Annotated in this window: 10 protein-coding genes; 4 read left to right on the top strand and 6 right to left on the bottom strand. The window is 71.7% G+C overall.

The window, feature by feature from the left end:
- Together ACZ60E_RS36070 and ACZ60E_RS36065 are read left to right on the top strand one after the other, a co-directional pair.
- A partial coding sequence (locus tag ACZ60E_RS36070; protein ID WP_469446261.1) for a DUF397 domain-containing protein occupies nucleotides 1-156 on the top strand: 156 nt, incomplete at its 5' end.
- A 185-nt stretch (nucleotides 157-341) separates the two neighbouring features.
- On the top strand, nucleotides 342-1,256 hold the full coding sequence (locus ACZ60E_RS36065) for a hypothetical protein (protein WP_469446077.1): 915 nt from the start codon (nucleotides 342-344) through the stop codon (nucleotides 1,254-1,256).
- Between the two features lie 106 nt (nucleotides 1,257-1,362).
- Here ACZ60E_RS36065 and serC read toward each other — a convergent pair whose 3' ends face one another.
- The 5 genes from serC to ACZ60E_RS36040 form a co-directional block, all read right to left on the bottom strand.
- On the bottom strand, nucleotides 1,363-2,481 hold the full coding sequence (gene serC, locus ACZ60E_RS36060) for a phosphoserine transaminase (protein ID WP_385834626.1): 1,119 nt from the start codon (nucleotides 2,479-2,481) through the stop codon (nucleotides 1,363-1,365).
- 269 nt (nucleotides 2,482-2,750) lie between these two features.
- Nucleotides 2,751-3,983, bottom strand: a complete 1,233-nt coding sequence (locus ACZ60E_RS36055; protein WP_469446075.1) for a cytochrome P450 — start codon at nucleotides 3,981-3,983, stop codon at nucleotides 2,751-2,753.
- Between the two features lie 36 nt (nucleotides 3,984-4,019).
- A complete protein-coding gene (locus ACZ60E_RS36050; RefSeq protein ID WP_210881077.1) occupies nucleotides 4,020-4,376 on the bottom strand; it encodes a DUF742 domain-containing protein in 357 nt (118 codons plus the stop codon).
- Nucleotides 4,373-4,837 (bottom strand): roadblock/LC7 domain-containing protein, encoded by a 465-nt coding sequence (locus ACZ60E_RS36045; RefSeq protein ID WP_384806451.1) that lies wholly within the window; start codon nucleotides 4,835-4,837, stop codon nucleotides 4,373-4,375. Before ACZ60E_RS36045 ends, ACZ60E_RS36050 begins: the two co-directional genes overlap by 4 nt.
- Nucleotides 4,834-6,744: an ATP-binding protein gene (locus ACZ60E_RS36040; RefSeq protein ID WP_469446074.1), complete on the bottom strand. Its 1,911-nt coding sequence runs from the start codon at nucleotides 6,742-6,744 to the stop codon at nucleotides 4,834-4,836. Before ACZ60E_RS36040 ends, ACZ60E_RS36045 begins: the two co-directional genes overlap by 4 nt.
- A gap of 387 nt (nucleotides 6,745-7,131) precedes the next feature.
- Here ACZ60E_RS36040 and ACZ60E_RS36035 point away from each other — a divergent pair, with 387 nt between their 5' ends.
- Complete coding sequence (locus ACZ60E_RS36035) at nucleotides 7,132-10,131, top strand: FAD-binding and (Fe-S)-binding domain-containing protein (protein ID WP_469446072.1); 3,000 nt, start codon at nucleotides 7,132-7,134, stop codon at nucleotides 10,129-10,131.
- Between the two features lie 440 nt (nucleotides 10,132-10,571).
- A complete protein-coding gene (locus ACZ60E_RS36030) occupies nucleotides 10,572-11,465 on the top strand; it encodes an EamA family transporter (protein ID WP_469446259.1) in 894 nt (297 codons plus the stop codon).
- A gap of 252 nt (nucleotides 11,466-11,717) precedes the next feature.
- Here ACZ60E_RS36030 and ACZ60E_RS36025 read toward each other — a convergent pair whose 3' ends face one another.
- A complete protein-coding gene (locus ACZ60E_RS36025; protein ID WP_469446071.1) occupies nucleotides 11,718-12,416 on the bottom strand; it encodes a hypothetical protein in 699 nt (232 codons plus the stop codon).
- Between the last annotated feature and the right edge of the window lie 14 nt (nucleotides 12,417-12,430).

Below are 12,430 nucleotides of genomic sequence, written 5' to 3'. Positions count from 1 at the left end.
TCGTCGTACTCGGGCGCGGAGAGCAACTGCGTCGAGGTCGCCGACACGGCCGTCGGCGGTCGAGCGGTCCGCGACAGCAAGCAGCCGGAATCGGACGGCCCCCTGCTCACCGTCTCCCGCGAGAGCTGGCACGCGTTCCTGCGGCATCTCGGCTAGGCCGTTCCGCGTGGCTGCAGGCAGGCAGAGGGCTGCCCCCGTCCGCCCGGCATTCCTGGCCATGCGCGTCGGCTGACTGGCGCAGCGCGAGTACGCCACCCTGACGTGTCCCGGTATGACAGCTTCCGTGCCACGCTGACGCCTTCACAGCACCTTCGACGACACGACACGAAGGGGGACAGCTCATGCCATGGGAGGAGCTCAACCGGCGACTGAGGGACCTGAAAGCCCAGGTCCAGCGCACGGAGCCGTACTGGCTGGTGGAGTGGGGGGAGGACAGCTTCTCGGCGCACCCGGCGTTCCTGGACTCGCAGCGAGCTTCCGATGACTTCGCGGCCATGGTGGGCGGCGACGTCAATGTCCTGCACAAGAAGCGGGTGGTGACCAACGGGTGGCTGGCGCAGCAGATGCAGACGGTGTACAAGGCGCTCGGTGGAACCGCCCAGTACACCGACGTGAGCGACAAGATCCGTCTCCTGCGCCACTGGGATGGTGCCACGAAGATGGGCGTCTACCTCGGCGCCCAAAAGATCCTTCAGGATGCCGGTGCATTCGCCGTAGAACAAAAACCCACCACCTGCGCGGACTTCGTGCACGCGCAAGCCGCGTACCTGGCCGTCGGTCAGTCGCTGCCGCCGAACACGTACGTGTCCGGCGGTGACCAGTCGGAGCTGTTGAGGCGGTACCGCGTGGCGCTGGAGGCGGCGGGCATGGCGCAGCCCCTGCACATCGGAGACGAGAGCGTCTGGGCTGCCCACAGCCTCCCCTTCGCCGAGACACTGAAACAGCAATCGGGGAAGCTCACCTTCGGCAGCCCGCAGGTGGTCGTCGAGCACGCCCTCAAGCACCTGCCCCTCAATACGGGCGATCTGTCGGGGGAAGCGGGCGAGCAGCGGATACGCAGCCTCGTCGACGGCTATCTCACCGAGGCCACTGCCAAGATCCGCAATACCGATGCCGCGACGGTCACCAGCGCACTGGACCAGTGCGCAGGCAGCCGCACGTACTACTTCGGCGCGGGGGCGGAGGTGGCGATGGTCGCGGTGAGCCGCACCGGTCTGGTCTGGATCAGCACCTACTACGCGCCGCACCGGCGCTGAGCGGCTCAAGAACCCGTCCCCGGACGATGACGGGGCGCCCGGTATTGTCCGGGCGCCCCCATCGGCGTACGAGAAGTTCTACGCGAGAAGTTCTACGCGGAGAAGGTCAGAGCTTCTCGATCACGTAGTCGATGCACTTCGTCAGGGCCTCGACGTCCGACGGGTCGATCGCCGGGAACATCGCCACGCGGAGCTGGTTGCGGCCGAGCTTGCGGTAGGGCTCGGTGTCGACGATGCCGTTGGCGCGCAGGACCTTGGCGACGGCAGACGCGTCGACGTCGTCCGAGAAGTCGATCGTGCCGATGACCTGCGAGCGCTTGGCCGGGTCGGTGACGAACGGGTTCGCGTACTTGACGTCCTCGGCCCAGCCGTAGAGCGTCTGCGAGGAGGCGGCCGTGCGGCCGACCGACCAGTCCAGGCCGCCCTGGCCGTTGATCCACTCCAGCTGGTCGTTCAGCAGGAAGAGGGTGGCGAGCGCCGGGGTGTTGTACGTCTGGTTCTTGCGGGAGTTGTCGATCGCCGTGGGGAGCGAGAAGAACTCCGGTACGTGGCGCCCGCTCGCGTGGATGCGCTCCGCGCGCTCGATCGCGGCCGGGGAGAAGATGCCGATCCACAGGCCGCCGTCCGCCGCGAACGACTTCTGCGGGGCGAAGTAGTAGACGTCCGTCTCCGCGATGTCGACCGGGAGGCCGCCCGCGCCGGAGGTGGCGTCCACGAGGACGAGGGAGCCGTCGTCGGCGTTCGCGACCCGCTTGATGGGGGCGGCGACACCGGTGGAGGTCTCGTTGTGGGTGAGGGCGTAGACGTCCACGCCGGACTGGGCCACCGCCTCCGGGTGCGTACCCGGCTCGGAGGTGATGACGTCCGGGTCGGCCAGCCACGGCGCCAGCTTGGCGGCCTTGGCGAACTTCGACGAGAACTCGCCGAACGTCAGGTGCTGCGACTTGTTCTCGATCAGTCCGTGGGTCGCCACGTCCCAGAACGCGGTGGAGCCGCCGTTGCCGAGGACGACCTCGTATCCCTCGGGGAGCGAGAAGAGGTTGCTCACACCCTCGCGGACCTTCCCCACGAGGTTCTTGACCGGGGCCTGGCGGTGGGATGTGCCCATCAGGGACGTGCCGGTTGCGGCGAGCGCGCTGAGCGACTCCGTTCGCACCTTGGAGGGGCCCGCGCCGAAACGGCCGTCGGCGGGCTTGAGGTCTGCGGGGATCTGGATATCAGCCACAACGGGAGCGTAGCCGTTCCCGGAAACCTGGGTGAAACGTCGTCCGTCGGATGAGACACCCCGGGGGCTCGGAGTGGCGGGTTTTCGCCCCCGCCGCCCCTACCCTCCCCGTCACCGCATGGGGGCTCCGCCCCCTCGCCCCCGTCTGCGCAGTTCCCCGCGCCCCTAGATGCCCAGGGGCGCGCGGAACTGCGCAATGGGGGGGTAGGGGGCGGAGCCCCCATGCAGTGAACGGGAACGGGCAGGGGCGGCGGGGGCGACTGACGCCGTCAACCCCGCGGCGCCGTCGGCGTGAAGTGGACCGGCAATGTGGTCAGGCTGCCCAGCCAGGGGGAGGGGCGGCGGGTCAAGGAGGCCGTGGGGATCGCCAGGTCCAGGTCGGGGAGGCGGTCCAGGACCACCTCGATCGCCGTGCGCGCGACCACCTCCGCGATCTCCTGCGCCGGGAACGGACACCGGTGCTCCCCGTGCCCGAAGGAGAAGTGCGCGCTGTTCCCGCCGGTCAGGGCCGTGCCGTGCGTACGTATCTGCGGATCGTGGTTCGCGGCCTGGACACCGAGCAGCAGCAGATCCCCGGCGCGGACGGCCCGCCCGCCGAGCCGCGCGTCGCGGGACGCCCAGCGGCCGGCCACGGCCTGGGTGGGGGTGTCCTCCCACAGCACCTCGTTCATGGCCTCGGCGACACTGCGCCGCCCGCCGAACAGCGACGCGGCGAACCGCGCGTCCGTCAGCATCAGCCGCAGCGAGTTGCCGATCCAGCCCGCGGTCGGCTGCTGGCCCGCGGTCAGCATGACGATCAGGTCCTTGGCGATCTCCTCGTGCGTCAGCGCGGGGCCCGCCGCCGTACGCCCGGAGGCGAGCATGCGGCTGACCACGTCGTCCGCGGGCCGCACCGCCCGGTCCGCCACCAGCCGCGCCATGCACGCGGCCACGTGCAACTGCCCCGCGAGGGCGTCCTCGCGCCCGTCGACCATGTCGTTGAGCGCGGCGACGAGGCCCGGCCCCTGCTCGTCGGCGAATCCGTAGAGGCCGGCGAGGACCCGTACGGGGAGCAGGTCCGCGTAGTGCGCGACGAGGTCCGTCGTGCCGTCGGCGCACACCGCGTCGATCAGTTCGTCGGCGATCCGCTCGGCGCGGGCGCGCAGTTCGAAGGGGTCGACGGCTTCGAGGGCGCCGCCGATCACCGCCACGCGCGCGCGATGGCGTTCGCCGACGGTGTGCAGGACGGAGGAGTGCCCGCGCCCGATCATCGGCAGCAGCGGCCAGTCGTCGGGGACGCGCTCCCACTGGTTCCAGAGGCCCGAGTCACGGCTGAACAGCCCGGCGTCCCCGGTGACCTGGTGCAGCTCCCGGTAGCCGAGGACGAGCCACGCCGGGATGTCCGCGTCGAGCAGCACCGGGGCCACCGCGCCGAACTCCCGCCGCAACTCCCGGTACAGCGCGGCCGGTTCGGACCGGAACCGAAGACCGTCGAGGCGTACGGGGACGGGGTCCGGGCTCACGGGGACGCCTCCCGGTGACGGCACGCCCGGGAGGCGTCAGAGGTTGCGGAGTCCAACGAGCACCTGTTCCAGGATGTGGGGATCGGGCCGACCGCCGAGTTCGGCCCTGCGAGGATGGCGGGCGCTGACGCGGCCCTCGGCGAGCAGGTCGCAGAGCAGGATCTTCGTGATGGTGACCGGCAGCCGCAGCTCCGCGGCGACCTCGGCGACGGCGGTGGGCCGCCCGGTGAGGCGCAGGATCGCCGCGTGCTCCGACTGCATGCCGGGCACCGGATCGCACTCGGCGACGACGAGCGTCAGCAGGTCGAAGGGCGTGCCGGGCGCGGACCGGGTACGCCCCTGGGTGAGGGTGTAGAGCCGGTCGGGCGCGTCGTCTCTGCCCGGGCGGCTCATGGCAGGCGTGGTGGCGCGCTCAGGTGTCCGTCGAGTTGTTCCACGAGCTGACCCATGTTGTGTCCGACGAGCCCGGCGTCGGCCTCCTCGGCCGTGACCAGGGCCAGGTGCGCGCCCTCGCCCGCCTCGACGATGAACAGGATTCCGCCGTAGAACTCGGTCATCGCCGACCGTACGTCCCCGGTGCCGTCCCCGAACTGGAGCGAGGCCCCGTGGGACAGCGCCTGGATCCCGGCGGCGATGGCGGCGAGGTGGTCGGCCTGGTCGACGGAGAGTTCCGGCGAGCTGCACAGTTTGAGGCCGTCCCGGGAGAGCACGAGCGCGTGCCGGGCACCCGGCGTGCGCGCCAGCAGCCCCTGCACGAGCCAGCCGAGCTTCTCCTCGGTCGTCGACCTGGTGGAGGCGGCCGGGGCGGCGGAGGTGGTGTCGGTCGCCGAGGTGGTGCCGGTGTGGACGGTCATGACGTGGGGTCGCCTTCCGGGTGGGGGGTGGCAGGGCTCGTACGGGCCTGTACGGGCTCGTCCGCCGGAGGGCGGCGCACGGCTTGGCGGAAGCTGTTGAAGCGGGTGGCGCGGTTCATCACGTCGTCGGGGGTGCGGTCGGCGCCGGCCGGCCCCGTTCCCGCGGTGGCTTCCGCGGCGGCTTCCGTGGTGGCTTCGACCGCCGCCTCGGCCTCGGCGAGGGTGCGACCGCGGTGACGCCTGGGGAGCAGTTCGATGTGATCGGAATGGTCAGAGTGATCGGAACGGTCGGAGGTGCTGAGGGGGCTGGAGGGGTCGGGGTGGTCGGCGGGCCGGGGTCGGAAACCGTGGGCCGGAACCGGCTCAGGGTCCAGGTCGGGCACCGCGTGGGAAGCGGCGTACGACCCGTGGGAGCCGGACCAGGGGAACTCCTCCGGGTCGTCCGGGTCGGACCAGGGCCCGGGGCGCGGTCCGGGGAAGGGCGACGAGGACCCGCGTACGACCGGGGCGGCCGTGCCCGCCGGGCCCGTCGCGTCTGTGGCGTCTGTGGCGTCCGTGGCGTCCGTCGGGTCGGTCGGCTCGGGGATCAGGTACGGGGTCTGTACCGGGGGCGGGGTCGGGGCCGGGGCTGAAAAAGGTGCCCGGAACGGCGGTGGTGTCGAAGTGGGCGCGGAGGCCGTTGCGGCTGTCCGTCCGGACGTGGCTGTGGAAACGGGGGCCGGAGCCGACGCCGGGGTCGCGAGGATGTCCTGCGGGATGCGGACCAGGACGCCCGTGCCGCCGCGCGCCGAGGGGCGGAAGGAGACCGTCAGGCCGTACTTGCGGGCGAGCAGGCCGACGACCGTGAGGCCGAGCCGGGCGCCGGTGAGGCCGCCGAGCCCCGTCCGTGTACCGGAGACGGCCTGTTCGGCGCGGCGGAGCTGCGCCTCGCCCATCACCAGGCCGCTGTCCTCCACGGAGACGATGACCCCGGCCGGTACCTCCTCCACGTAGACGTGCACTTCGGCCGTCGGCGGTGAGAAGTTCGCGGCGTTGTCGAGGATCTCGGCGAGCGCGTGCATCACGGCCTCGGCGGCATGCCCGGCGACCGCCGCCTCGCTCGCCGAGTGGACGCGTACGCGCTGATAGCCGCCGATGCGGCCCATCGCGCCCCGCAGGATCGACTCCATGCCGATGGGCCGGGCCCAGCGGCGGCCGGAGCGCGCGCCCGTGAGGACGGCTACGGAGTCGGCGAGACGGCCCGCCTGCGCGGTGCTGTGGTCGAGGTGCAGGAGATCGGCGAGCACGTCCTCGTCGGCGTGCCGCTCCTCCATGGCACGCAGATCGGCCAGCATGCTCGTGGTGAGGGCCTGGAGGCGGCCGGCGGTGTTGGCGGAGGCCGAGATCGCGGTGGCCCGGTCGGTTCTCGCCTGCCGCAACTCGTCGGTCACGCGGGCGTTCTCGGCGCCGAGTCTGGTGCGCTCCCGGTCGAGTTCGGCGGCGAGCCGCACCTTCTGGTGGGCGTTCTGCTCGGCGAGCCGGGCGCGATCCCGGGTGAACTCGTCGGTGAGCCGGGCGTGTTCCCGGGCGGATTCCTCTGTGAGGGAGGCCTTCTCCTGGAGTAATCGGCCGGCTTCCTGGGAGACCGTTTCGAGTCGGCGGAGGAGTAATCGTGAGGTCTGCGCGGCATGGCCGGCCACGGCCACGGCCGTGCACAGCAGGAGGAGTGCCGCGCCCAGGCCCCAGCCGAGGGGGACGCGCGCCTGAGCGGGAGCCAGGGCGACCGCGGCTCCGACGGCGAATCCGGCCGGTACGACCGTCAGGAGCGGGGCGACCGCGACGGCACGCAGACGGGGGCGTGCGCTGCCGAGTTGTGCGAGGGACGGCCGATCTTTCGTGGGGCGCGCTTGCGAGGTGGGCGCGGTCATGAATCGTGTCCTCGGTCGTGTCCTGGGCGGGATGCGACACCTGGTGCTCAACTGGCGGTCACTATATGGGACTTCGTGATCGGAACGGGCACGTTCTGGCGCACTCTCACAATTCGTCCCCGAATCCCTGAGGAGCCGCCCCGGCGCACAACGGGGCGCACGAAACACCCCACCCCGGGCGCCCCCGTCAGGGGCGCGGGGAACGGCGCGCGCAACCACGACGGCGGTCGAGGCGGGGTCGAGGCGGGCGCCCCCGTTAGGGGCGCGGGGAACGGCGCGCGCAGCCCCGACGGCGGGCCAGCCGAAGCCCAGTCCCCAGGACACCCCTCCCCGCGCCGAAGGCGCACACTCCCGCCCATCCCCGGAGGGAGATGCATGCTTGGCCACATGAGGGAAACGGATCTCGGTACGCCGCAGCCGCAGCCGCAGCCGCAGCCGCAATCGAATCGCGAGCCGCAATTGAACCGCGGGCCGCAATCGAATCGCGAGCCGCAATCGAATCGCGGGCCGGAGCTGACACGTGAACTGACCGCCGCGCTCGCCAGAACCGTCCGCGGCGAGGTCACCTTCGACGCGACCGCGAGAGCCCTGCACACCATGGACGCGTCCAACTACCGCCGCGTCCCCCTGGGCGTGGTCGCCCCGAGAGACGCCGACGACGTGGCGGCAACCCTGTCGGCGTGCGCCGCACTGGACGTACCGGTCGTGGCCCGAGGCGCCGGCACCTCCATCGCCGGCCAGGCGACCGGCACGGGCGTCGTCCTCGACTTCACCCGCCACATGAACCGCGTCCTCTCCGTGGACGCGGACACCCGCACGGCCGTGGTCCAGCCGGGCGTCGTCCTGGACCGCCTCCAGGAGGCCTCCGCCCCGCACGGACTGCGCTTCGGCCCCGACCCCTCGACCCACGGCCGCTGCACGCTCGGCGGGATGATCGGCAACAACTCCTGCGGCTCGCACTCGGTGGCCTGGGGCACGACGGCGGACAACGTGAGCGAACTCTCCGTACTCACCGCCCAAGGCGTCCGCCTCCGTCCAGGACCCGACTGGGCGGGCGCGCCGGACGGCCTACGAGCCCTGGTGGAGGCCGAGTTGCAGACGCTCCGCACCGGCTTCCCCACCCTCCCGCGCCGCATCTCCGGATACGCACTCGACGCGCTGCTCCCCGAACGCGGCGCGGACGTGGCCCGCTTCCTCTGCGGCTCCGAGGGCACCCTCGGCATCCTCACGGAGGCGGTCGTACGCCTCGTGGAGGCACCACGCGCGCGTGCGCTCGCCGTCCTCGCCTACACGGACGAGAGCGCGGCGGCGGAGGCGGCGGCCGGCCTGCTGCCGCACGGGCCGCTGACGGTGGAGGGGATGGCGGCCGACCTCGTACCCCCGGACGCGGGGCTGCCGCGAGGCGGCGCCTGGCTGTTCGTGGAGACGGGCGGCGACACGGCGGCGCGGGCACGCGCGCGTGCCGAGGCGATCGCCCGCGCGGCGGACGTGACGGACTCCCTGGTCGTCACCGATCCCGCCGCCCAGCGCACCCTGTGGCGCATCCGCGAGGACGCCAGCGGCACGGCGACCCGGATGCCGGACGGCACCGAGGCCTGGCCCGGCTGGGAGGACTGCGCGGTGCCACCGGCCCGGCTGGGCGCGTATCTCCGGGACTTCCGGGGCCTGTTGACGTCGCACGGACTGCGCGGGGCGCCCTACGGCCACTTCGGCGACGGCTGCATCCACGTACGCATCGACTTCGACCTGCTGACATCCGCGGGCGTGGACCGCTTCCGCCGCTTCTCGGAGGAACTGGCCGAACTCGTCGTCTCGCACGGCGGCTCGCTGTCGGGGGAGCACGGGGACGGCCAGGCGCGGGCCGAACTGCTGCCGAAGATGTACGGGCCCCATGTCGTCGGTCTCTTCGAGCGGGTGAAGGACCTCTGGGACCCGGACGGCCTGCTCAACCCCGGCATGCTGGTCAGGCCGCACCGGCTGGACGAGAACCTGCGGTTCGCGGTCCTCCCGCGCGAACCGGTGGACGTCGAGTTCGGCTACCCCGCCGACGGTGGGGACTTCTCGGCGGCGGTACGCCGGTGCGTGGGCGTCGCCAAGTGCCGCACCACGACCGCGGCGGGCTCCTCGGTCATGTGCCCGTCCTTCCGCGTCACCGGTGAGGAGGAGCACTCCACACGGGGCCGCGCGCGGCTGCTGCACGAGATGCTGGCGGGCGAGGTGATCACGGACGGCTGGCGTTCCACGGAGGTACGCGACGCGCTGGACCTCTGCCTGTCCTGCAAGGGCTGCCGCTCGGACTGCCCGGTGGGCGTGGACATGGCCACGTACAAGGCGGAGTTCCTGCACCACCACTACAAGGGCCGCAGGCGCCCGGCCGCGCACTACGCGATGGGGTGGCTGCCGTGGTGGCTCCGCCTGGTGGACCGCACGCGTACGGCACGGCCGCTCAACTTCCTCGCCTCGGTACGGCCGTTGGCGGCGCTCGCCAAACGGCTGGGCGGCATCGCGCCGGAACGGGAGATCCCGCGGGTGGCGGGGGAGACGTTCAGCCGGTGGTGGGCCAGGGACGGCGGCGCGCGGACGGGACCCGGACCCGCGCACCCGGCGCCGGAATCCGCCGCGCCGAGGACGGTCCTCCTCTGGCCGGACACCTTCACGGAGCACCTCTCCCCGTCCGTCGGCAGGGCGGCCGTACGGGTCCTGGAGGCGGCGGGCCTGAACGTGACACCGGTGACCGCCGGCGGACGACCGTCCTCCCGCGGTCCCGGTCCGGGGGTCTGCTGCGGCCTGACCTACGTCTCGACGGGACAACTGGACCGCGCCCGTACGGTGATGCGCCGCACCCTCGACCTGATGGACCCGCTCCTGGACCCGGAGTCCGCCTCGGAACCCCCGCCCGTCGTCGTCCTCGAACCGAGCTGCGCGGCAGCCCTGCGTACGGATCTGCCGGAGCTGCTGCCCGACGATCCGCGCGCGCGACGTCTGGCGGCGGCGGTGGTGACGTTCGCGGAAGCCCTGGAACGCCACGCCCCGCACTGGACGCCCCCGCGTGTGGACCGCCCGGTCGTCGGCCAGACCCACTGCCACCAGCACGCGGTCCTGGGCGACGCGGCGGACCGCCGCCTGCGCGAGGCGGCGGGCCTGACCGGCACCCTGGCGGGCGGCTGCTGCGGTCTGGCGGGGAACTTCGGCTTCGAGAAGGGCCACTTCGAGGTGTCGACGGCCTGCGCCGAGGAACAACTGCTCCCGGCGATCCGAGTGGCGACCGAAGGAACCCTGATCCTGGCCGACGGCTTCTCCTGCCGCACCCAACTGCACCAGACGGCAAGGGCCCAGGCCCACCACTTGGCAGAGATCCTGGCAGAAGCCCTACCAGCCTCCTCCTAAGGAGGCTCATCTCTAAAGGGACGCGGGGAACGGCGCGCTCAGCCACAGCGGACCCGCACGGACCGTACGACGTCCACCCCCACCCCCTAAGGGGCGCGGGGAACGGCGCGCTCAGCCACGACGCACCGGCACCTCCCCACGCCCCGCACCCCCACCCCCAAGGGGCGCGGGGAACGGCGCGACCAGCCACAACGCACCCGCACCCCCCCCACGCCCCCATCCCCGCTCACAAGGGCACCCCACCCCCAGCGGAGCGCAAGCGTAAGCTCCAAACCCGCTTCACAACCCTGACGGAGTCCATTACCCTGGACTGGCAAGTCCACCACGATGTACACACCGTGCACCCACCCGAACTTCCTGGACGCCCCGTGACCATCCCCCGCGCCGACCAGCCCCTCCCGGTCGCCGACCCCGCGACCGCCGCAGCGACCCCGGACTCCATGTCCGAGCCGTCCGCGGAGGCGCCTCCCCGAGGCATCAGGGCTCTCGGCCCGGTCGGCCTGGTCCTGGCCGGCGGCATCAGCGTCCAGTTCGGCGGCGCCCTCGCCGTGAGCCTCATGCCACGCGCAGGGGCGCTCGGCGTGGTCTCCCTGCGCCTGGCGGTCGCCGCGATCGTCCTCATGGTCATCTGCCGGCCCAAACTGCGCGGACACTCCCGCGCGGACTGGGGCACCGTCGTCGTCTTCGGCATCACGATGGCCGCGATGAACGGCCTCTTCTACCAGTCGGTGGCCCGCATCCCGCTCGGCCCCGCCGTCACCCTCGAAGTGCTCGGCCCGCTGATCCTCTCGGTGGTCGTCTCGCGCCGGGCCGTCAACCTCGTCTGGGCGGGCCTCGCCCTCGGCGGTGTCTTCCTGCTGGGCGGCGGAGGCTTCAGCACCCTCGACCCCGCAGGCGTCGCCTTCGCCCTGTCGGCAGGCGCCATGTGGGCCGCGTACATAGTTTTCAGCGCACGTACGGGGCGTCGCTTCCCGCAGGCCGACGGGCTGGCGCTGGCGATGGTGGTCGCGGCCGTGGCGTTCCTGCCCCTGGGCCTCGTCGAGTCGGGCGACAAGCTCCTGAACCCGACCACGCTCGCCCTGGGCTCGGCCGTCGCGATCCTCTCCTCGGTCCTCCCGTACACGCTGGAACTGCTGGCCCTGCGCCGGATGCCCGCGTCCACCTTCGCGGTCCTGATGAGCCTGGAACCGGCCGTCGCCTCCATCGCCGGTTTCCTCGTCCTGAGCCAGACGCTGTCCGTCACCGAGGGCCTGGCGATCGGCCTGGTCATCGCGGCGAGCATGGGAGCGGTACGCACCCAGGTGGGCCGGGGCAAAGCCAGGAACGTGGCCTAGGACCTGTCCGGTCGATCACGGCGAAGACGCGGGGTGTGGCACGCACATCTGCGGCGTTGTCGTCGGTTGCCGACGCTCCGCGTCGACGCCCTCCTCCGCCTTGCAGCTGCACGCACCACACCCCGCTCACCGGCGCCCACACGGCACCGCAGCTTTCCTTCGCCGTGATCGACCGGACAGGTCCTAGTCGACCGCTGCGCGCCCGCGGACCGGAACGCTCCCCGGGGTGCGGGCCGGGGAGCCTTCGGGTTCTCAGGTTGCGGGTGCGACCGGCATCGGACCTCGATTCGGGTCCAGGCGGTGGGTCTTCGCCTGCTGCGACAGCTTCGTCAGGTAGGCGAAGGAGATGTTCTTGCTGGTGTACCCCAAGATGCGCAGGTAGACGAGAATGTCGAACAGGACCGTGTCCCAGTGGGTGATTGCGGTGGGGAGTCCGTACTCGACGCGCCCGTCTATGTGGTCGCGCACTTCGATGGGCAACGAGTTGTCGGCGGCGACGAAGGCTTTGACCTTGAGCAGGTTGGCTTCCGCGGTCTCGCACTGTGTGTCGAGGTTCTTGCCCTGCGAGCTGGTGTAGTGGAAGTTGTACGACCGCCAGACACCCCTCTCGTTCGGGTCGGGGTGCTGTTCGTAGAGGTTGTCCACGCTCACGTGCATGATCTCGTGCAGGATGCAGGCGGTGCGGAACGCCGTCTCGTCGATGTTGGCGTTTCCCATGGTGAAGGTCGAGTCGTAGGTGATTTTGGGGCCTGCGGCGGGAAACGTCGCATGGGCCACCTGCTTGTCCTGCACCTTGACGAAATTGATGGTGGGGAGCAACTGCGCGCACTCGTCGATGAGTTCGGTGAAGTGTGGCTCATCGGGTGTGTTGTCGGGCAGCGCTGTTCCGCCTGCGTCCTTGATGATGGCGTCCAGGGCTGAACTGCGCACCGGCTCTGCGTGGGTGCTCATGTGATCCTTCCCTT

Source organism: Streptomyces sp. NPDC102514 (assembly GCF_055584525.1).
This window is presented reverse-complemented; position numbering and strand designations above follow the sequence as displayed.